This window comes from Paraburkholderia sp. EG304, assembly GCF_046543485.1.
GTDB classification, from domain to species: Bacteria; Pseudomonadota; Gammaproteobacteria; order Burkholderiales; family Burkholderiaceae; genus Paraburkholderia; species Paraburkholderia youngii.
This window is the reverse complement of the sequence record NZ_JBKGUA010000064.1, coordinates 1-20,767: the sequence shown is the minus strand read 5'-3', so window position 1 is coordinate 20,767 and position 20,767 is coordinate 1. Positions and strand designations below refer to the sequence as shown.

Sequence of the window (20,767 nt, the reverse complement as noted above, 5' to 3'; positions counted from 1 at the left end):
TTTCCCCTCAGAGTTGTGCCAAGCCACCGTCGACGGCGACCTCGCTGGCGGTCATGAAGCTGCTGTCCGACGACGCAAGAAAAGCGGCGACCGCCCCGATCTCCACCGGATCGGCCATACGCTGGAGCGGCGTCATCGAACCGTAGGCCTTCTGCCCCTCTTCGCCTAGCGCCTCCTTCGCTAGTTCGGTCGCCGTCGCCCCGGGCGACAGCACGTTGACCCGGATGCCGCTGCCCTTCAGGTCCTCCGCCCAAGTCCGGGCGAGGTTGCGAACCGCTGCCTTGCTCGCGCTATAGGCCGTGAACCCTGGGGCTCCTGTGGTGCCGGCGCTCGATCCGGTCAGGATGATCGAACCGCCTGAGCCCATCAGCGGCAGCGCCTTCTGGACCGTAAAGATCGTCCCCTTCACATTGGTGTCGAAGGTCTCGTCAATGTGCTGGCCGGTGATCTGTCCGAGCGGAAGCGGGCTTCCCGTCCCGGCATTGGCGAAGACGATGTCCAGGGTTCCGCGCTCGGCCTTCACCGCCGCGTAGAGCCGGTCGAGGTCGGCCAGATCGGAGACCGAGCCCTTCACCGCGCGTGCATTGGGCCCGAGGGCGGCCACAGCGGCGTCGAGCGCTTCCTGCCGGCGGCCGAAGACGAAAACGAACGCGCCCTCCTCGATGAAGCGCTGAGCCGCAGCGCGGCCGATACCGGTAGCGCCGCCGGTGATCACGGCGGTCTTTCCATTCAGTCTGTTCATGTCATGCATCCTTGGAAACGAAAGCGACAAACAGGATTCTGCGGCTCTTGATTCATGAAGCCAATTGACTAAATATGTATACTTTTCATCTAGTTTTTAGATAGCCATGCTCGACAACGTCACGATCAATCAACTTCGGGCCTTCGTCGCCGTGTGTGATCAGGGAAGCTTTTCCGGGGCCGCACGCGAGCTGAGGCGTGCGCAGTCGGCGATCAGTCACGCGATCAACGCGCTCGAAAGCGCCTTCGATGTGGTGCTGTTCGAGCGCAACACGCGCAAAGCGACGCTGACGGCTGCTGGCCGCAGCCTCCTGCCTGATGCTCGCGGTGTGATCTCGCGCACAGAGGAAATGAAGATGCGCGCGGTTGCCATTGCTGAAGCTGGGGTCCCACAGGTCTCGGTCGCCGTGGATACCTACTTTCCGCGTGCGCATTTGATCGAATGCCTGCGCACCTTGCAGGCGGACTTTCCAACGGTTGCAATCAATCTGCGCATGACGACCATGCAGGACGGCGAGCGTTTGGTTCGCGAAGGCATGTGCGCGTTGGCGGTGACGATCACGGACGTGCCGGAGCTGAGCCCCGGCACCATAGAAAGGCAGCATCTATGTGATGCGCAAATGGTGACCGTCTGTGCGCCATCCCATCCACTGGCCTCAATCGCGGGGCCGATCCCGCGGGAGGAATTTGCCCGGCACATCCAGCTCGTCGTAACCGACAATCAGCCCGATGCGGACAAGACCCAACAGGGGGTCGCCAGCGAACGCCAGTGGCGGGTGAATGACCTCGGCGCGAAGCACGATCTGCTTAGGGGAAGCTTGTGCTGGGGGCACATGCCGCGCCATCTGGTCGAGAAAGACCTCGTGAAGGGAACCCTTGTCGAACTCCAACGGCGCGCATGGCACATGCGCCCCCTCACGTTCATGATCTCGCAGCGGCGCGGGTACTCGTTTTCCGAATGCGAGACACGGCTGGTCGAGCTTCTCGGCAATCGTCATCCTTCGCAAACGCTGGGAAGACCCAGGCCAGCGTAACGCACGGTCGCTGATGGCTTTGCTGGGAGACGCTGTCCGCACCGGGGCATGTGCACCGCCCTCTGAGCGCGGTCGCGACGACGCTCAGTGTCGCGACCGGGTCCAGCGACACCAGTCGTGGTGATCAAGGTTGCGCAGCAGATCGGCGCGGCGCCGTTCGCGGCGGTAGTGCGAAATCACGCCACACGCGGCCATCACCAGCACGATCAGGCCCACAGCCATACCCAACCACGATTGGTCCACGTCAACCTCCTCTGACACACCCGGATTGCCACCCGCCAGCGAAGACGGCTCGATCAACGAATATAGTTCGTCTCGACAGGATGTCTGTGCACCAGTCAACGTAGCCGTGCAAAACGAACACAGCACGAAGTCGCCACGTGGCGTCGCGCGAGGAAACAGAAAGCGCGGCCCAGCAAACCTATGCAAAGAGAGCCAAAGGTGCCCCGGGGCACACCATTCATTGCGCGGTGACTTGCCAGCGCAGAACCGGTTGCGTGGCCCCGCGCGGCATCACCCACGGGCCGTTCCGGCTGAAGTCCCAGCCCACGAAGCTGGCTGGATTGCTCATCTGTGCGGATGTGAGCCCGTTTGCTGCGGGCAAATGAAAGTTGGACAGTGGCTGCTACCGTGCCGCGGTCAACAGCGGCACAAGAAAGGCGCGCACAATAATGGGTCGCTTACCTGGCCCCAGAGGAGACAGTCATGTCGCTCGATCGCTATACCCTGCTCGGTCGTTCCGGCCTGCGCGTGAGCCCGATGTCGCTCGGCACGATGACGTTCGGCACTGAATGGGGCTGGGGCGCCGACGAAGCAACGGCGCAGCGGCTCTTCGATCTATACGTCGACGCAGGCGGCAACTTCATCGATACGGCTGATCTCTACACGGAAGGCACGAGCGAGCAATGGGTCGGCCGCTTCACAGCGGCGCGCGCGATGCGCGAGCGGCTCGTGATCGCGACGAAGTACTCGTACAACGCGCAGCCCGGCAACCCGAATGCGGGCGGCAACCATCGGAAGAACCTGCTTCGGGCACTCGAAGGCTCGCTCAGGCGGCTCGGCACAGACTACATCGATCTCTATTACCTGCACACGTGGGACCGCATGACGCCCGCCGACGAAGTGATGCGCGCCATGGACGACGCCGTCAGCGCTGGCAAGATCCGTTACGTCGGCCTCTCTGACGTGCCAGCGTGGTATGCGGGTCGGGCGCAGACGCTCGCGGACTGGCGCGGTTTCGAACCGGTCGCGGCAATGCAGTTGGAATACTCGATGATAGAACGCAACGCGGAACACGAGTTCGCCGACCTCGCCACACACCTCGGCATGGGGCTCGTGGCGTGGAGCCCGCTTGGCATGGGCGTGCTGTCGGGCAAATACCGTCCGTCGCAAGACGCCCAAAACCAGGCCACTGTAACGGGCAGTGGTCGCCTGCAGACGCTAGGTACCGCGCCGCCGCCCGGATTCGACAAGCTATCCGCGCGCAACTTTTCGATCGTCGCCGAGCTGGAGGCAGTCGCGCACGCTGCGAATCGGCCGATGGCTCAGGTCGCCCTGAACTGGCTGTATCAGAAACGGGGGGTTGCGAGCATCGTCGTCGGCGCGACGAAGGCGGCGCAGCTCGAACAATCGCTCGGTGCACTCGACTTCGTGCTGGCGCCCGAGTTGATTGCCAGGCTCGACGCGGCTTCGGAGCCGCCCCACCCGTTCCCGTACTACATGTTCGCGGATGGCCATCAGGCACGCATTCACGGACAGGTCGATGTCGCCGCACAACCGCCGAATCATGCCGACTTTCAGCGAGTGCCCGCGCCGCCGCCCGCCGCCAAGTGAGCAGCACACCGCGCGACAGGAAGCTAGACGGCGTGGGGCATCCGTTTCACCGGCGCCAACGCGCACTTACCGTCGCAACAACCACAAGAGCACTGACACCACGACCGAAATCACGATGCACGTGACGATCGGAAAATGGAAATCGATACCGCCGCGAACGATATGTATGTCGCCAGGCAGCCGGCCGAACGGGATGCGCGCGAACCAATGCCATCCGAGGCCGGCAAGCAGGCACAGCACGCCCAAAATAACGAGGAAGCGGTTCATGGTGCCCGGTCACTCAAAAAAACCAATCATGTCGAAGTCCCCTATCAAGCATGGCTCAAGCTACCGCGTCCATTCTTCCCGGATCGCCTGCTGACAGCCGCGCCATCGACGCGCTCAAAGGAATGCGCCGCAGCCATCCCATGAGCACGCAGCACCTCGGCCAGCGAATCGCGCAAGAGTGCGATCGGCCGCACGAGCCGTCCCGGTAGCGGGTGGTGGACGAGCCAGACCTCGACGCCTGATTCGAAATCCGTGACATCGATCACCTGCAACACGTCGCGAAACGGGCTGCGCGCAAGCACTTCCGGCGAGACGATCCCGATTCCGAGCTGCCGCGCGACAAGCGATAGCTGCAAGTCGGAGCCGAACGCCTCGACGGCGACGTTGAACGGCAACCCCGCCCGCGCGAGCGCGCGCGACAGCGCCGAGCGCATGCCGCAGCCGTCCTGGTTGAGCACCCACGGATGCTGCGCGAGGTATTGCAGCGTGACGGGCGCTTTCGGCAGCCCAAGCGAACGCGCCGCGACGACGGCAGTCGGCATGAAAGCGAGCCGCGTACTGACCAACGCCTCGGGCAGCGCGATATCACCGGGCATCAACACGACAGCGGCATCGACCTGCGCCAGTTCGACCGATTGCAGCAGACGCGGCGACCAGCCCGCCGTCACACGCAGCGTCAGCTTGGCGTAGGTCCCGCGCAGGCGGTCGAGCGGCTGTTCGAGCGCGAGGTCGGAGAGGAACGGCGGCACGCCGATGCGCAGTTCGCCTTCCGGCTCGCTGTCGGGGGAAGCGACGGCCAGCAGTTCGTCGACGGCGCCGAGCACGTTACGCGCAAGCAGGTAGACCTCCCGCCCGGCAGCGGTCGGCTTGAGCGGCTTTGCCTGACGGTCGAGCAGCGCAAGAGCCAGCGTGCTTTCGAGGCTCTGGATGCGGCGCGTCAGGCCGGGCTGGGTTAGATGGAGCCGTTCGGCCGCACCGACGATCGACCCACATTCAACGACGGCCACGAACGCCTGGAGATCACGCGTATTCAAAACAATCTCGCATAATCATTATCAAGATGTTTCAATTGTCGCATAACGAAGCAGCTTCTAGCATAGACCACAAGTCCTTCAACCGGAGCGTCGTCATGGACCGCCCCGCAGATCTTTCATCCTGCACCGTCGGCCAGCCGCACGCTGAACGCGCCGACGAGCGCGAGGCCGGCCAGCTCACCACGCCGATGACGGTTTTTTTCGGCACTGCAGTCGGTCTCATCATCATCAACCTGTTCGCCGCGCAGCCGCTCACCGGCCCGATTGCCGCCACGCTGAATCTTCCCCATGCGCTCGGCGGCCTCGTGTCGATGCTGCCGCAGCTCGGCTACGCCACTGGGCTCGTGCTTCTCGTTCCGTTGGTCGATCTGATCGAGAACCGCCGCCTGATCGTGCGGACGCTGTTCTGCTGCGCATTGCTCCTCGCTGTGCCGATGTTCGCGCGTTCGGCGTGGGTGTGCCTTGCCGCGCTATTCCTGGCGGGCGCGACATCGACCGTGATCCAGATGCTCGTGCCGATGGCCGCGTCGATGGCGCCCGAGGCCCAGCGCGGCCGCGCCGTGGGCAACGTGATGAGCGGCTTGATGATCGGGATCCTGCTGTCGCGGCCGCTCGCCAGTGTCATCGCGGCTTGGGCCGGCTGGCGCGCGTTCTACGGCACGAGCGCGCTAATCAATGCGTTGCTCGCGGGTGTGCTCATGCGGCGCCTGCCCTACCGCGCGCCGCCGGTAATCACGCGCTACGCTGCCTTGCTGGGATCGCTCTGGACCCTTCTCGCGCGTGAACGCATCCTGCAGCGGCGCGCGATCTCCGCCGCTTTGGCGATGGCGGCGTTTAGCGCGTTCTGGGCGTCGGTCGGACTACTGCTCGCGCAGCCACCGTTCGGATTCGGCCTGCACGGGATCGCGCTTTTCGCGCTCGCGGGTGCGAGCGGCGCAGTCGTCACGCCGCTCGCCGGCCAGGCGGGCGACTGCGGGCACGGTCGCAGTGCGCTGCTGTTCGCGCACCTGTTGATCATCGCGGCCCTTGCGCTCATCGCCGTGGCGGGATCGGGCGGGTTGGGCTTCGCTCCGCAGGCCCACCCCCGGCTCGCGATCGCGGCGCTCGTCATCGGTGGTGCGGCGATCGACACAGGCGTCGTCATCGATCAGACGCTTGGCCGCCGCGCCGTCAATCTCATGAATCCCGCCGCACGCGGGCGGCTGAACGGACTGTTCGTCGGTGCGTTCATGGTCGGCGGCGCGCTCGGGGCGGCGCTCTCGGGCGCCGGATGGGCTCTCGCGGGGTGGCGCGGGGTCTGTGGCGTGGGTGTTGCATTCGCGGGAGCAGCCTTTGCCTATGGTGTCGCGGGCCGCTCCAACCGGGTGGGAACCTGAGATCTGCAACGCGGTTGAACGCGCGCGGCCGGGCGCGAGCTATGCTTGTCTGCTCGCAAGAGGGTAGTGCTATGGGTGCATCATTTGGCCGCTATTGGCCGCACTGTGTCCAACGATCGAGCGAGACCGTCATCTCGTATCGTGCTTGATGCAACAGGTATAGGCCGACCCTGAGCAGCCTTCGGTTCACTCAAGAGTAGTCGCTCAGAGATGTTTCGATCCTTGACGCGACGTTCTACTCGACTAAAGGTACTTGAATTTTATGATCTGCACTTTGCTAGTGAATCGGGCAGCTTTGAACTGAACTGGCTCAGTCGTGTTTGCAGTTGTGCGCTCCATAATCCACGGATACGGCCGATACGTCATCTTCCGGCCATTGATAATCAAATCCAGTATCTCGTATTCCTCCACATAGGCACGCGTCAAAAGTCGTCCACGAGATTGCCACTCCCAATGAGCCGGGATAGTTCGCTTACACATGACCGTGGCCTTTCCAGTCCGTGCTTTCGCTCCAGCAAAATTGGCAATATCGAACAATGCTTTGGTGATGCAGGCGACGATGACCCCGTAGAAGAAGAAAGCACACCTGCGCTACCAAGTTGACCGCGATTCAGTAGCGTGAATGGAAGCGACACAACGCCATGCAAAGACACTCTCGATCTCCATCCTGAATGGAACGTGTTTCATAGTGGCCGATCCACCCAACCAGATCTTCAGGCCGGGCGCATTCCCGCCGCTAACCACGGAACCGTTCAGCCCGAAACGGACGCGCGTCCGCACAGGTCGGTGCCCCGGTCATCATCTCCGCCAGCAGTCGACCGGTGACGGGCCCCAAGGTCAAACCATGATGGTTATGACCGAATGCAAACCACAACCCGCGATGACGCGGCGCGCGCCCAATGACGGGGCGCATATCGGGTGTGCAAGGACGCAGGCCGAGCCACGGACTCGCGTCGAGTCGCTCACCGAGACCGAAGCTCGGCCTGGCAATGCGCTCCGCGCGTTCGAGCTGTATGCCCGTCGGCCTCGCGTCACGCCGCGCGATCTCGACCCCCGTGGTCAGCCGCAACCGCCCTTCCATCGGCGCCACCACGTAGCCCTGCTCCGCGTCGACGAATGGCATCGACAGCATCTGGCGGGTAGGACGGTAGTGCATGTGATAACCGCGCTTCGCGCGCAAAGGAATGCGGTAACCAAGCGGCGCGAAAACGCGGTCAGACCAAGAACCGAGCGCCACCACGACTTCTTTAGCGCTGATCCGGCCCGACGATGTCTGAACCGTCCACGCGCCCGCTTGCGCCGTTAGCGTGGCGGCGTCGCCGGTGAGCACCGTTCCGCCGCCCGCTTCGAAAAAACTCGCATAACCTTTAGTCAGTGCCCCGGGATTGACGATGCTTTTCGGGTCCTGCCAATGCAACGCGCCACAAAAGCCGTCCGCGAGGCCCGGCTCGCGCGCGGCCAGCGCCGCCGAATCCAGCACCGCGACCCGCAAGCCATAGGTCCTGGCAGTCAATGCGGCGGCCGCCGCCTGCCGCGAAAATCCCGCTGGGGTGCGATAGGCGTCGATCCAGCCGCTGTCGCGAATGAGATGGCCGAGTTGCGCGCGCTCGATGAGCCGATCGTGTTCAGCTACGCTTTGCTGGATCAACGGCAACATGTCGCGCGCGGCGGCCATCAATCGCTCGGGCGACGATTCCCACCAGAAGCGCGCGAGCCAGCTCGCAAAGTGCGGCAACGCCCGATAGTCCCAGTACAGGTCGGTCGAACGATTCTTCGCATAGCGCAGCAACGTGCCGAAATCGCGCGGAAAACCGTAGGGAACGACCGACGAGCTTTCAATCAGCCCCGCGTTGCCGAAGCTGGTCTCTTCGCCCGGAGCGCGCCGATCAACCAGTGCCACCCGGCGGCCGCGATCCTGCAACTGCAGCGCGGACGATACGCCGACAATCCCAGCGCCCAGCACTATCACATCGAAATCCATAAACTCGCTTCGCTTTTTCTATCAGGACTGGACGCCGGGCGGCCGCATTTTGCGCAGCGAGCCGGCGAGAAACCTCTGGCGCCGGCTCGTGGACTCGTTACTTCGCGATGATGTCGTTGTTGAAATACTTCTGCGAAAGACTGCTCAACGTGCCGTCTTTCTTCAGCGCGTCGAGCGCGGCATTGACTTTCGCGACCAGCGCCTTGTCGGCCTTGCGCAAGCCCCAGCCGGTGCCCTCGCCGAGCGTTGCCGGATCGCTGAGCGGCTTGCCGACGATCGCATACTCGTGGCCCTCGGGCTTGCCGAGGAAACCGTCCTGCGCAGTTTGCGCTTCCTGAACGGCAGCGTCGAGGCGCCCGCCAAGCAGGTCCGCGTAGACCTGATCCTGGTCCTGGTACGACACGACCGTGACGCCGGCATTCGCCCAATGAGCTTTGAGGAAATCCTCCTGCGACGACCCCTGCAACACGCCGACCCGTTTGCCTTGCAGACTTTTCACGTCGGGCAACAGGCCGGAGCCACGTCGCGCCACCATCACGATCGGCACGATATAGATCGGCTTCGTGAATTCAATCGATTGCTTGCGCTTGTCCGTGATGTTCATCGCGGAATTGATCACGTCGAATTTGCGGGCTTCCAACGCGGGAATCAGTCCATCGAACGCATTTTCGACCCACACGCACTTCACGCCCAGCTTCGTGCAGACCGCATTGCCGACGTCGACGTCGAAGCCCTGAAGTTGCCCGCTCGGCGACTTGCTTTCGAACGGCGGGTAGGCTGCCTCGATACCGAAGCGCAAAGTGTCCTGAGCCTGCGCGCCGACGGTCCCTAGCGAGCCCGCCAATGCAGCAGCGACGATAAGTGAAAGTTGAAGCTTCCGAAACATAAGAGGTCCCCTGGGTATTTGGGCGACGACAATTGAGGGCATGCGCGACGGTTGACCGGCCCGCTCCGAGACATCGCATGAGGCAGATGACGCGCCGGCCTTACACGTGCTCTGGATTGACAGTCTATTCTGGACAGATATAAAAGCAAGCACTTTTCAAAATAAATGTCCAGACTGGACAGTTTGACTTAGAATCACCTGACCGCCGGAGCACCGGCACCGTTGTGGAGCGCAGTTCAATGATCCAGTCAGAAAACGCAATGCCCCTGGTCGTCGACCAGCAAACCATTCGCGAGGCGCTTCCTCACCTCGACGTGCGCAGCGTGCTGGCGCAGATGTTTCGCGCGCTCGGAAGCCACATGGCAGTGCAGCCTCCGCAGACGCTGACTCTTTTCCCGCAGAACGCCGGCGACTTCATCACATATCTGGGCGTGATGGCGGACGCGAAAGTGTTCGGCGCGAAGCTGTCGCCATACATCGTCACGCAGGCGAAGCCGATCATTACCGCGTGGACGGCATTGATGTCGATGGAAACGGGGCAACCGCTGATGTTGTGTGATTCGGGTCTGCTGACGATCGAGCGCACCGCCGGAGCGACCGCACTCGCGGTACAGCAACTCGCCGCCGATCATGCGCGCCGGCTCGCGATTGTCGGCGCGGGGGCGGTCGGACAGGCTCATTTGCGCCATCTCGCGTCGACGCGGCCGTGGCAGTCGATCCGGGTGTTTTCGCCCGGGCTTGCGAACGACACCGAAAAACGTGTGCAGCTCGCAGCGCTCGATGAAAGAGTCTCCATCTGTACAAGGATCGAAGACTGTGTCGCCGACGCCGACGTCGTTGCGCTGTGTACCTCGTCCGGCACCCCGGTGCTGCACGAAAACATGCTCGACAAGCCAGCGCTCATCACGTCTATCAGCACCAACGTGGCGAACGCTCATGAGATTCCGCCCGCATGGCTCGCCGACATGGACGTCTATTGCGACTACCGCCGCACCACCCCAGCCACCGCGGGCGAGATGAAGCTCGCTTCCGAATACCATGGCTGGCGTCCCGAAGCCGTGCTGGGCGATCTCGCCGAACTCATGTGCGGCGAAGCGATCAAACCGTCCTATCGAAAGCACGTGTTTTTCCGCTCGATCGGGCTGGGTCTTGAAGACGTCGCGATTGCCTATGAACTGTTCAAATATCTGACTGCTCGCGCGGGCACGTAAGTAATCCCCACGATCTTGCCGACGCGCCAGATCGCGCCATGCCGCCGGAGCAATGGCAAAGGGTCTTCGCCGACATGCGGGTCGTCGTGCCATCGAGCAGAAGTACCGCATCGCTCGTGGCAAAATGCCGAACGTTTTCGGACCTTCCATACCGACGCCCACCCAAGTGGACCTTCAGAAAGCTGCAAGCATCTCTCCCTATGCGAAAGCTCAAGACAACGGCCGCACGTCGGCTACTTCTGGACCGCTACAGCCGCGTCGCCGATGGCATTGCGCTGTTGTTTTTCCCGTACGTCGAAATCGTCATTCATGACCTGCAAAGTCAAACGATCGCCTACATCGCCAATAATCTGTCGAAACGCGAACTCGGCGACGACTCCGCGTTGGAAGAGATCGACCATTCCGCGGAGTCCGGTACCGTCGGGCCGTATGAAAAAATCAATTGGGATGGGAGGCGGATGCGTTGCGTCAGCACGGTGTTGTTCGACGATGCCGGCAGCGCCGTCGGCGTGATGTGCGTGAACTACAACATCGCCGTCTTCGAAGACATCAAACATGTGATCGATCGTGTGATCTCCGGCGCCGGCGTGGTGAAGCAGCCCGAAGAGCTGTTCAAGGACGACTGGCAGGAACGCATCAACACGTTCCTTCACACGTGGCTTCAGGAACGTCAGTTGGCGCTGAATTCGCTGACTCGCGACCATCGTCGCGAGATCGTCGAAGCGCTGTGGGCCGAAGGGGCGTTCAAGGGGAAGAGCGCTGCCAACTACGTCGCGAATGTGTTGGGGATGGGACGTGCCACCGTCTATCAGCATATTAGAGATTTGCGAGGCGCGGCGAGCTGATACGGGGCAGACAACACCGAAATGCACACGATGGCGAACGGCCATCCGCGCGGTCTCCCCGCCGTGCTGAAGCTGCCGTCGCGGCACCGAGACGCGACACGTAACGACCATGCTCGGGTTAATCGAAGCGGGGCTCGGCGTCGCCGCCGTGCCGTCGATGGCCATGCCCGGACATGACCACCCGATCCTCACGAGTGTGCCGCTCGTCGAACCGGTGGTGAAACGACGCGTGGGAATCGTAAGACGGCGCGGACGGCCGCTCACACCGGCCGCACAGGAGTTTCATCGGACGATCATCGAGATGAAGCGCGCCGGAGCCGCAAGCGGTGATGCCGTGGGCAATAACGTAACGGCGACAGTCAAGACAGGAAGGAAGACCGCATCGTGACGTTTCAGACAAGCCTTCCCGTGGTTCCGCCTCAATGCGCCAGGACTGAATCGAGCCCGGTCGATTTCACTTCTGCCTGTACACCGGGTGAAGCAAGATAGTCGAGAAGCGCCTTCGCTTCCTTCGGATGCAGCGCACCGACGGGAATGCCGGCGGCGAAACGCGTGACGGACTGCAGAGACTCGGGAATCTTGCCGACGAACGTGGCGCCCTGGACGGGCAGCAATTCGCTCACCTGCTGGAAGCCGATTTCGTAGTCCCCGCTTGCCACCACCGACGCCACCGGAATCCGCGGGATCATCTTCGCCTTCGACCTGACCTGGTCCTCGATGCCCAGCTTCTTGAACAGCTCTCGCTCGATATAGACGCCGCTCGCACTGTCCGAGTAGGCGATCGACTTCGCCTGCAACAGGGTCTGCCTGAGACCCTCGGGGGAGCCGATGTCGGGCTTCGCCGCCCCTTCGCGCACGACCATGCCGATGCGCGAATCGGCCAGCTCTACCCGCGATCCGGGGATGACCTTGCCTTGCTTGATCAGCTCGTCGAGTGCGTAGCCGACCATGATGACGGCGTCCGCGGGCTCGCCGCGCTCGAGCCTGTTGGGGATCGCTTCGGGCGATTTGCCCATCGAGGGTCCGAGCGCGGTGTCGAGCGTGTTGCCCGTCTCGGACGCGAACCTCGGGCCGAGCACCTTGTACGCGGCGGTAAAGCCGCCGGAACTCATGACGTGCAGGTCGGCGGCCTGCACGTTCGCCGCAGCGGCCGAGCTTGCGACGAGCGCCGCCGCGCAAAGTTTCAGAAGCAGATTTCTCATGGTTAAGGTCGTGTGCGGTTGCGATGGATGCGGGGGAAGCGCATCAGTGCGCCGGCGTCAGCGACACTGCGCGGCGGCGATAGAGCGCGAACGTCGCCAGAAGCGCGCACGCTGCGGCGAGGCTCATCCAGTATCCGGGCGCGGCCTTGTCGCCAGTCATATGAATAAGCGCCGTCGAGATCGCGGGCGTGAAGCCTCCGAACACGGCCGTCGCGAGACTGTAGGCGAGCGAGAAGCCGGCAACGCGCACCTGCACCGGCATCACTTCCGTGAGCGCGACGACCATCGCGCCGTTATAGATGCCGTACATGAACGAGAGCCAAAGGAGGACGAGCAGCATGTTGACGAAGCTAGGCGCGTGAGCGAGCAGCGACAGTGCCGGGTAGGCGGTCGCGATCGCGAGCACCGTCATGGCGACGAGGAGCGGCCGGCGGCCGAGCTTGTCGGAGAGCGCACCGCCGACCGGCAGCCACACGAAGTTCGATACGCCCACACACAGCGTCACGAGCAGGCTGTCGGCGGTGCTCAGGTGCAGGACCGTCTTGCCGAAGGTCGGCGCGTAGACCGTGATGAGGTAAAAGCTCGTGGTGGTCATCGCCACCAGCATCATGCCTGCGACGACGACGGCCCAGTTCTGGACCAGCGTGCCGAATACTTCCTTCATGGTCGGACGATGCTGGCGCGCCTTGAACTCCTGCGTTTCCTCCAGATTGCGACGCAGCATGAAGATGAACGGCACGATCATGCAGCCCACCAGGAACGGCACGCGCCAACCCCAGGCTGCGATGGCCGATGCGCTCAGCCACTGATTGAGCGCGAAGCCGAGGCCCGCGGCGACGACGATCGCCACCTGTTGGCTCGCGGACTGCCAGCTCGTGAAAAACCCTTTGCGGCCGGGCGTGGCCATCTCGGCAAGATACACCGACACACCGCCCAGCTCCGCGCCCGCCGAGAAGCCCTGCAGCAGCCGTCCGAGCAGCACGAGCGCGGGCGCCAGGAGTCCGATCGTCGCGTAGCCCGGTACGAACGCGATCAGGATCGTGCCGCTCGCCATGATGGAAAGCGTGACGATGAGGCCCTTGCGGCGGCCGACGTCGTCGATGTAGGCGCCGAGCACGATCGCGCCCAGCGGCCGCATCAGGAAGCCGGCCCCGAACACGGCGAACGTCATCATCAACGAGGCGAACTCGCTGTGGGCGGGAAAGAAAACATTGGCGATCTGCGTGGCGTAGAAGCCGAACAGGAAGAAGTCGAACTGCTCCAGGAAATTTCCGGCCGTTACACGGAAAACTGCGGCGGCCTTCGAACGTCCGGTCGAAAGGTTAGTCGAGGGGTGCATCAAGGTGTCTCCTGAAATCTTGAAAAGACGCGGTGGTCCGGCCGATTGTGGTTCTGGCAATATTCGCCCGGAGGCGGCAAAACGATAAGTGCAATTTTCGGAACGATTGATGTTCTACTGTTATCAATCTCGGCCCTGCCGTCGCCACCGAGCCGCGCAACGCGGGCACGGCGGCGACCGTCAGAGGCTTATCACTGCGTCGACATTGACGCACCTGTCCGCCTTTGCCAGGCGCCTTGCCGAACACGACGTTCGTGCCCGAAAACGCATGGCTCACCGGCGTCACCTCCGACGATTCGCCGCCCAGAATCTTGAGCACGCTCTCCTTATGCCACGCGCGCTTGCAGGTGCGCCTCGCGCGCGCCGATACGCGCCGCGACCTGCGCGTCCGCCCGATTGCATCCACGCATCGGCCTTGAGTGCGCACTGGATCACTTCGCGCTGTGCTTTTGAACCGTTTTCTCGGGCTTCTGATGACGCATAGTTGCGCAAGAAGACCAAGAGTAGAAGTGCGATTTCTGGAATCATTGATGCATGGACGTTATCAATGCCCATGCATCGACCGGTTGAATCGCCAACGCATAGCGGCCTTTGGCACTCGGCCAATGACCGTAATGGCCGAGCTGCTGCCTCTGATCCGCCCTCATGAATGACCGGACCACCTCGTTATTTGTGGCTGAATTCCCAACGTCGCGACCGGCGGCAATGCTACGAAGACAAGTTATAGCGACAACTGGGCAGTGCTCCCATTTTTGATGGGCGGTTTTCATCGATAGAAATGTGCCGGTGCCTAGTTGCGTGCGCCGTGACCGCCGCTGTGGCCCCCGCCCTGCTCGAACTGAGTGCTGCGACCGTGGAACCCATGGTGAAAGCCGTCGCCATGGTCAAAGTCGTGGAAGCGGCGGACACCGCCGCCAAGGAATACGCATGGCTGGCCGCGAGACGGACAGCCGGCATAGAACTCACACGGATAAGCCGGATACGCCGCGCACGTGTTGTAATAACCTGGATCCGCAGCGCAATCTATCGCACCGAGCAGCAGCACGGCGAAGAGAAACTTGGCCTTCATGAGGCAAACCTGCCATACCCCGTTCTCTCAATACTCGCCACCGCTATTCACAGCCGTTGGCATGGTGGTGCCGTCACCCGATGGCATATTTTGCGTGACAGGTGGCGCGTTTTGCGTGTCGGGTGCCGCTGTTATGGTCCTGGATGGCCTATCCGCAACGGCTGCATCGATGCAATGAATAAAGTGTAGACCATTCGATCCAGTGGATTGCCTTCGGGCACCACGGATCAATAACAGCCGGTCGCGTCTGGTGAGTCCCGCGACCGGCTGAGATGAGGTCCTTCGTCTCGAACTTGAATATCGTCAATGGTCAGCGCCTCGCTCCCTGGAGCCTCTTGCCGGAGCGATGATCCCGAAAAGTCCATTGGTCTCCTTGTTAGGACCGGCCGAGAAGTACAGCGTGTCCGGGCTCGAATTGCGGCCGCCACCGAGTGTCAGAGTCCACAGACCGTCGATTGCCAGTGGATTGCCGAACTCATTCTCCAACTGATCGACGAAAGCGCCGTCATTGTCGAAGACATTGATTCGACCATCGCCGAAGTTGCCAATGAGAATCTTGCCGCTGAAGCGGCCGAACGCAAACGATGCACGGGCGATCCCCCATGGCGAGTCGAGCGTCCCTCGGCTTGCAAAGCGACGCAGCAGGTGGCCGTCGGTATCGAATACGTCGACGAATCCACGACCGCGTCCTGCATCGTCGTCATGCTTCTCTTTGTTCTGCTTTGCGTAGGTGACGAAAAGATCCCCATCGATATTCGCGATACCGAACGGGGCATAGCCGGCAGGGATGTTCGGGTCGACGAAGCCGCCGTCGGTCGTCGCAGGCGTGAACTGGCCGTCTGAACCGTTCGGCCCAAATACATCGATCCGACCCGAACGGAAGTTCGTCGCAAAGAGGAATCCGCCTTGCGCATTGACTCCGAAGACGAGCCCCTTGTAGACAGCCCCGCTGTCGGCGGAGGGATTGGAAGAGTTATCGACCGCGATCACGGCGTTATTCGGCGGATTCAACCCACCGGCCCAAGCGGAAATCGTGCCATCTTCGGTTGCGAAGATGAACACGGCTGGTATCTTGGTGCCTGGCACGAGAAACGCAGACGAGGGATTCCACACAATCCCGGTTGGCGCCGCGGGCGTGGGATTCGGTGGCGACTTGGGAAGGACGGGATGACAGGCGCCGCCCGGTATGACGTTGCCTGGCAGCGGGATCGCGACCTGCAGCGTCGTCACCTTGGTCCCCGCGCCGTCATATAGCGTGGAGCAGCCGGTGGCATTGTCGTTGATCCAGAATGGACTTCCTGCCGGACTAAAGGCAATACCCCAGGCGTTCTGCAGGACACCGTCGACTTTCGGGGCTGCGCCTGCCACGTTGGACACGAGCGGTGTGACGACATAGGCGTCATCAGCAGCGGCATACCCGATTGTGAAACCGGCGGCGAGCGCGATCGCAGCCGCCGCTTTGAGACCACGCGAGATCTGAGACATAGCTACCCTCCTCGTCACTGGCGAGACATCGCCGCAAGCTAAACGACCGCAGGAGTTCGAATATTCCCGCTCTACACGAAGAATTCCGAGCGGTGCGAAAGTCCGCACTGGATGCGCCACACTCACGCGACGCATGCGCCCGGAGGCGGCACGAAACTGAGCATCGTGCTGGACAACCTGCGGCACCCTTCAGCGTCGACAACGACGATCTATCTGCATAGCGATGAAGTGAAGCGGGCACGACAAATGAGCGAGTTCGGCAGGTGGCTAAAGTGCCTTGCTAAAACCCCCATCGTGCACTAAAAAACATCTACCTAGCTCGTATGTCTTACTGGCCGCCCAGCCAATGCAGTGGGCGCCTCCACCCCAGCGAACGCGACAGTCTATGAGTCTTCTTGAGCTCAGAGGCGTTTCCAGACATTTCGGCGCCATTCAGGCCCTGATCGACGTGACGCTCAGCCTGGAGCCGGGCGAGGTGGTCGGCCTCATGGGCGATAACGGGGCCGGCAAATCGACATTGGTGAAGGTGGTCGCCGGTAACTTTCCGCCTTCGCACGGTGAAATGCTCATCGATGGAAAGCCCGTGCATTTCACCAAACCGATCGACGCCCGCGCGCGCGGCATCGAGGTCGTCTATCAGGACCTCGCGCTTTGCGACAATCTGACCGCAGCCGCCAACGTCTTTCTTGGCCGCGAACTGCGGATCGGGTTCGGACCTGTCCGCGTGCTCGATCACGCGACCATGTATCGGCGTGCGGGTGATCTGTTCAAGCAACTGAAGTCCGAGACGCGCCCGCGCGACCTCGTCAGGCAAATGTCGGGCGGGCAGCGGCAAGCGGTGGCCATCGCCCGCACACGCCTCTCTGAAGCGAGGCTCGTCCTCATGGACGAGCCGACCGCCGCGATCAGCGTCCGCCAGGTCGCCGAGGTGCTCGATCTCATCAAACGCCTGTCCGAACACGGCATCGCCGTCATCCTCATCAGCCACCGCATGCCCGACGTATTCGCCGTCGCCCACCGGGTGGTTGTCATGCGGCGCGGGCGCAAGGTCGCGGACAAGAAAACCGAGGAGTCCTCCCCGGAAGAGGTGACTGGTCTCATCACCGGCGCCATCGCCGCTGCCTGAAACTGCCTTGCATCGGAGCCCCACTTTGAACGACGCGTCGCGAAGGCCCCCCACAATGCCGCCATTGCTCGATGATCCACAGTCCGCGAGGACGCATACTCGCTGGTCGGGACTACTCGCAAGCCAGGTGTTCTGGGTCGTGCTGGCAACGATCGTCGCCTGTATCGCCCTGTCGATTGCGACCTCGACCTTCGCGACTTCCGAGAATCTTTTCAACGTTACGCGAAACTTCGCCTTCGTCGCCATCGTGGCGCTGGGAATGATGGCGGTGATCGTCACGGGCGGCATCGACATTTCGGTCGGCTCGACCATCGGCATCAGCGGTATCGTGCTCTCGGTCGTCATGAACGCGGGCTACCCGATCTGGGCCGGTATCGGCATGGGACTGTTGACCGCCGGGCTGGTCGGCCTCGTGAACGGCCTGCTCATCGCCTATCTCGGCATGCAGCCGTTCGTCGTGACGCTCGCGATGCTGAGCGTCGGCCGCAGCCTCGCACTCGTGATTTCCCGCAGCCGGACCATTTTCGATTTCGGCCCCGACGGCAGCAAACTCCTCACGCTCGGCGGCGGCGCGACGCTCGGCGTCGCCAATCCGGTGTGGTTCCTGATCCTGCTTGGGCTGTTGTTCTGGTTCGCGTTCGGCTGGACGCGCTGGGGCCGCTACGTCTTCGCGATCGGCGGCAACCGTCATGCGGCGACTCTCACCGGCGTACCGGTGCGCCGCATCGTTTGTAGCGTCTACGTGCTCTGTGGCCTCATGGCGGGTGTCGCGGCGATTCTCGAAGTCGGCTGGCTAGGCGCAGTGACGACCGGCCTCGGCACCGGCGACGAACTGCGCGTGATCGCGGCCACCGTGGTCGGTGGCACCAATCTGATCGGCGGGGTTGGCAGCGCTTTCGGCACGATCGTCGGCGCGGCGCTCATCGAGGTCATCCGCAACAGCCTGATCCTGCTCGGCGTCGACGCGTTCTGGCAGGGCACGGTCGTCGGCAGCTTCATTGTCGTCGCGGTGCTCTTCAACCGGCTCGGTGGCGAGCGGCAAGGGGATTGAAATGTCTGTGGACGCACCGGCCGCTTCCGGGCCGGTGCCGCGGGAGGCGGGACGCGTTACGAAGACTGTGTAAGCCGACATGGGTACCGCAGAGCCGGCGCCCAACAGGAGGAAGCCATGAAAAAACTGTTGATGTGTCTTGCTGCGGCTGGAGGACTCGCGATGCTGGCGTCCCCGGGCTTTGCGGCCGATAAGACCCTTGCGCTGGTCGTGAAGGGTCTCGACAACCCGTACTTCGACCTGATGCATCAGGGATGCGAACGGGCGAACAAGGAACTCAACAAGCAAGGCTACAACTGTTATTACACCGGTCCCGCGACCGCGGCCGACGAGAGCGCGCAAGTGCAGATCATCGACGACCTGCTGACCAAGGGCGTCGCGAGCATGGCGATCTCGCCCGCGAACGCGCCGGCTGTGGCCGAGGTGCTGCGCCGCCGCGGCGGATCGGTCCCGGTCATAACCGCGGATGCCGATTTGCTGCCGAAGGATGCGTCACTGCGCAAAAGCTATGTCGGCACCGACAACTACGAGCTGGGCGCCAAGCTCGGCGAGCAGCTGAAGATGCTGATGCCGAAAGGCGGCAATGTCTGCCTCGTGATGGGCAATCCGGCTGCGGAGAACATCAACCAGCGGGCCCAAGGCGCGCGCGATGTGCTCTCCGGGAAGAAGGGCATCACGAAGCTCGCTGGCGAGAACGGGTGGCATGAGATCAGTGGCTGTCCGCTCTACGTGAACGACGACGCCGCGAAGGCGAATCAGATGATGCAGGACACGCTGACCGCCAACCCCACGGGTCTCGACGCCTTTCTACTGGCGGGCGGCTGGCCGCTCTTTGCTCCGCAGGCCTTTTCGCAGGTCGTCGCCCCGATCATGGACAAGATCAAGAACGGCAAATTCGTGATCGTCTCGGCTGACACGCTCGGGCCCGAACTGCAGGCGCTCAAGGACCGCAAGGTGAATGTGCTCGTCGGTCAGCGGCCCGAGGAAATGGGCTACCGCGCCGCGATGGTCATGCGCGACCTCGCGCAAGGGAAGTCCGTGCCTCCGGTCATTCACACCGGACTCGACGTCTGCACGTGGAAGAACGCCGACACTTGCCTGAAGCATTGAAAGCCGGCGACCACGGCGACGACGAAGCGGCTGAAAATGTGGGATTGCGCAGCCAGTTCGTCTGGATAGCAAGTAGTAAGCCCCGATCGTGCCTTGATTGTAAGTTGCGCCGTTGACGCCAGATCCTATCGGCGCACGGAGCATACTTCGCGAGTCCCGGATGAAATGGCCATCGAAATGGATGAGCGCGCTCCTGGCAGTCATCGTGGTCGCTGCACTGCTTGCCGTCCCGTTGCCTGGGTCGGTCAATCTTACGACGAGGATTGCCACCGTGACCTCGATCGAGCGACCGGATGCGGTGGTTTTCGACTACGTCACGACACCTGCTCACTGGCCCAGCTGGCACCCGTCTTCGCTATCGGTAAGAGGGGCGGTCGACCACTCGTTAAATGTCGGTGAACAGGTTGCTGAAGAATTCCGCGTGGCGGGTCGCCGGGGAAGCGTCCTGTGGACCGTTTCCGTACGGGACCGTCCGCACAAATGGGCCATTGTCGGCACGATAGACGGGAAGCCTGCAGGCACAGTGAGCTACGCGTTGACGCCCGTAGCGTCAGAAACACGATTCGTGCGCGAGTTCGTGTACCGCGCGCCGACACTATGGTTTGCGGTGTTAAGGAAGCTCTGCAGAAGTCGTTTTCGTAGCGGCGATTTTCCACACGCATCGCAGTCTGAACGGCGACGACATTCCTTGTGCGGAGATCGCCCGGTACAGTCACCAGTCGGAGGCTGTACCGGTGAAACATATGCCCGCACCGGCTCCATCTTAAGCGTTTCGCAAAGCTCTGCGCGCCATCCACAAATTGCTCAAAGCGAACAACGTGGTGATCTGGGCAGTGTTTTTCATCAAACCGCGATAGCGGGTCTTCGCATAGCCGAACTGCCGCTTGATGACGCGAAACGGGTGCTCAACCTTGGCACGGATACCGGCCTTGAGCCGCTCGATCTGATGGTATATCGCGTCCAGAGGATTACTCTGGTCCAGTAGTCTGCGCTTGCCCGGTCTCATCGCAACATGCCAACGAGCTGCGTCGGCCTCACAATGCTTTTCGATTCCCTGATACCCGGCGTCAGCGTAGACATCCGTCTCCTTGCCGTGCAGCAACGCCTGGGCAACGGTGGTGTCGTGCACATTGGCCGCCGTTCCAATGACTGTATGAACCAGTCCGGAGTCTGCGTC

20 protein-coding genes and 3 pseudogenes are annotated in these 20,767 nt (G+C 62.4%); 11 read left to right on the top strand and 12 right to left on the bottom strand.

Features of this window, described 5'->3' with window-relative positions; all coding sequences use genetic code 11:
• Window positions 1–7 precede the first annotated feature (7 nt).
• Window positions 8–742, bottom strand: a complete 735-nt coding sequence (locus tag ACLFKU_RS37610) for an SDR family NAD(P)-dependent oxidoreductase (protein ID WP_410852554.1) — start codon at window positions 740–742, stop codon at window positions 8–10.
• A gap of 106 nt (window positions 743–848) precedes the next feature.
• Between ACLFKU_RS37610 and ACLFKU_RS37605 the strand changes: the two genes are divergently transcribed.
• Complete coding sequence (locus ACLFKU_RS37605) at window positions 849–1,775, top strand: LysR family transcriptional regulator (RefSeq protein ID WP_410852553.1); 927 nt, start codon at window positions 849–851, stop codon at window positions 1,773–1,775.
• An 84-nt stretch (window positions 1,776–1,859) separates the two neighbouring features.
• Here the strand turns inward: ACLFKU_RS37605 and ACLFKU_RS37600 are convergent, their stop codons facing one another.
• Entirely contained in the window at window positions 1,860–2,018 is a 159-nt protein-coding gene (locus tag ACLFKU_RS37600; protein WP_410852552.1) for a hypothetical protein, read from the bottom strand.
• A 462-nt stretch (window positions 2,019–2,480) separates the two neighbouring features.
• Between ACLFKU_RS37600 and ACLFKU_RS37595 the strand changes: the two genes are divergently transcribed.
• Window positions 2,481–3,608 (top strand): aldo/keto reductase, encoded by a 1,128-nt coding sequence (locus ACLFKU_RS37595; RefSeq protein WP_410852551.1) that lies wholly within the window; start codon window positions 2,481–2,483, stop codon window positions 3,606–3,608.
• A gap of 66 nt (window positions 3,609–3,674) precedes the next feature.
• On the opposite strand, the gene ACLFKU_RS37590 is transcribed toward ACLFKU_RS37595, so the two are convergent.
• Together ACLFKU_RS37590 and ACLFKU_RS37585 are read right to left on the bottom strand one after the other, a co-directional pair.
• Window positions 3,675–3,875 (bottom strand): DUF2905 domain-containing protein, encoded by a 201-nt coding sequence (locus tag ACLFKU_RS37590; protein ID WP_410852550.1) that lies wholly within the window; start codon window positions 3,873–3,875, stop codon window positions 3,675–3,677.
• A 44-nt stretch (window positions 3,876–3,919) separates the two neighbouring features.
• The gene (locus ACLFKU_RS37585) at window positions 3,920–4,909 is read right to left on the bottom strand and encodes a LysR family transcriptional regulator (RefSeq protein ID WP_368585698.1); all 990 of its coding nucleotides are present in this window, start codon (window positions 4,907–4,909) and stop codon (window positions 3,920–3,922) included.
• Window positions 4,910–5,004: 95 nt separating this feature from the next.
• Here ACLFKU_RS37585 and ACLFKU_RS37580 point away from each other — a divergent pair, with 95 nt between their 5' ends.
• Window positions 5,005–6,285, top strand: a complete 1,281-nt coding sequence (locus tag ACLFKU_RS37580) for an MFS transporter (RefSeq protein ID WP_410852560.1) — start codon at window positions 5,005–5,007, stop codon at window positions 6,283–6,285.
• 736 nt (window positions 6,286–7,021) lie between these two features.
• On the opposite strand, the gene ACLFKU_RS37575 is transcribed toward ACLFKU_RS37580, so the two are convergent.
• Together ACLFKU_RS37575 and ACLFKU_RS37570 are read right to left on the bottom strand one after the other, a co-directional pair.
• A complete protein-coding gene (locus ACLFKU_RS37575) occupies window positions 7,022–8,266 on the bottom strand; it encodes an NAD(P)/FAD-dependent oxidoreductase (protein ID WP_410852549.1) in 1,245 nt (414 codons plus the stop codon).
• A 97-nt stretch (window positions 8,267–8,363) separates the two neighbouring features.
• Window positions 8,364–9,152 carry an ABC transporter substrate-binding protein gene (locus ACLFKU_RS37570; protein ID WP_410852548.1) on the bottom strand — a complete coding sequence of 263 codons (789 nt, stop codon included), beginning with the start codon at window positions 9,150–9,152 and terminating at the stop codon, window positions 8,364–8,366.
• 239 nt (window positions 9,153–9,391) lie between these two features.
• Between ACLFKU_RS37570 and ACLFKU_RS37565 the strand changes: the two genes are divergently transcribed.
• The 3 genes and pseudogenes from ACLFKU_RS37565 to ACLFKU_RS37555 all read left to right on the top strand — a co-directional run.
• Window positions 9,392–10,363, top strand: a complete 972-nt coding sequence (locus ACLFKU_RS37565; RefSeq protein WP_410852547.1) for an ornithine cyclodeaminase family protein — start codon at window positions 9,392–9,394, stop codon at window positions 10,361–10,363.
• Between the two features lie 74 nt (window positions 10,364–10,437).
• Window positions 10,438–11,208 (top strand): transcriptional regulator, encoded by a 771-nt coding sequence (locus tag ACLFKU_RS37560; protein ID WP_410852559.1) that lies wholly within the window; start codon window positions 10,438–10,440, stop codon window positions 11,206–11,208.
• Between the two features lie 88 nt (window positions 11,209–11,296).
• Window positions 11,297–11,596 (top strand): annotated as a pseudogene (locus ACLFKU_RS37555) (LysR substrate-binding domain-containing protein); the annotation flags it as partial.
• A 31-nt stretch (window positions 11,597–11,627) separates the two neighbouring features.
• Here ACLFKU_RS37555 and ACLFKU_RS37550 read toward each other — a convergent pair.
• From ACLFKU_RS37550 to ACLFKU_RS37530, 5 genes are all read right to left on the bottom strand, one after another.
• A complete protein-coding gene (locus tag ACLFKU_RS37550) occupies window positions 11,628–12,410 on the bottom strand; it encodes a substrate-binding domain-containing protein (RefSeq protein ID WP_410852546.1) in 783 nt (260 codons plus the stop codon).
• Between the two features lie 43 nt (window positions 12,411–12,453).
• The gene (locus ACLFKU_RS37545) at window positions 12,454–13,749 is read right to left on the bottom strand and encodes an MFS transporter (protein ID WP_368585705.1); all 1,296 of its coding nucleotides are present in this window, start codon (window positions 13,747–13,749) and stop codon (window positions 12,454–12,456) included.
• The gene (locus tag ACLFKU_RS37540) at window positions 13,733–14,068 is read right to left on the bottom strand and encodes a hypothetical protein (protein ID WP_410852545.1); all 336 of its coding nucleotides are present in this window, start codon (window positions 14,066–14,068) and stop codon (window positions 13,733–13,735) included. The genes ACLFKU_RS37545 and ACLFKU_RS37540 overlap by 17 nt, the downstream gene beginning before the upstream one ends.
• 471 nt (window positions 14,069–14,539) lie before the next feature.
• Window positions 14,540–14,818: a hypothetical protein gene (locus ACLFKU_RS37535; protein WP_368585706.1), complete on the bottom strand. Its 279-nt coding sequence runs from the start codon at window positions 14,816–14,818 to the stop codon at window positions 14,540–14,542.
• A 303-nt stretch (window positions 14,819–15,121) separates the two neighbouring features.
• The gene (locus ACLFKU_RS37530) at window positions 15,122–16,303 is read right to left on the bottom strand and encodes a TIGR03118 family protein (protein WP_410852544.1); all 1,182 of its coding nucleotides are present in this window, start codon (window positions 16,301–16,303) and stop codon (window positions 15,122–15,124) included.
• Window positions 16,304–16,393: 90 nt separating this feature from the next.
• Between ACLFKU_RS37530 and ACLFKU_RS37525 the strand changes: the two are divergent.
• From ACLFKU_RS37525 to ACLFKU_RS37505, 5 genes and pseudogenes are all read left to right on the top strand, one after another.
• Window positions 16,394–16,606: pseudogene (locus ACLFKU_RS37525) on the top strand (hypothetical protein); the annotation flags it as partial.
• Window positions 16,607–16,688: 82 nt separating this feature from the next.
• Entirely contained in the window at window positions 16,689–17,429 is a 741-nt protein-coding gene (locus ACLFKU_RS37520; RefSeq protein ID WP_410852543.1) for an ATP-binding cassette domain-containing protein, read from the top strand.
• A gap of 55 nt (window positions 17,430–17,484) precedes the next feature.
• Window positions 17,485–18,480 (top strand): ABC transporter permease, encoded by a 996-nt coding sequence (locus ACLFKU_RS37515; protein WP_368585709.1) that lies wholly within the window; start codon window positions 17,485–17,487, stop codon window positions 18,478–18,480.
• 117 nt (window positions 18,481–18,597) lie between these two features.
• Window positions 18,598–19,590, top strand: a complete 993-nt coding sequence (locus tag ACLFKU_RS37510; RefSeq protein ID WP_368585710.1) for a sugar-binding protein — start codon at window positions 18,598–18,600, stop codon at window positions 19,588–19,590.
• Between the two features lie 160 nt (window positions 19,591–19,750).
• Window positions 19,751–20,212, top strand: a pseudogene (locus ACLFKU_RS37505) (SRPBCC family protein); the annotation flags it as partial.
• 141 nt (window positions 20,213–20,353) lie between these two features.
• Here ACLFKU_RS37505 and ACLFKU_RS37500 read toward each other — a convergent pair.
• A partial coding sequence (locus ACLFKU_RS37500) for a transposase (RefSeq protein ID WP_410852542.1) occupies window positions 20,354–20,767 on the bottom strand: 414 nt, incomplete at its 5' end.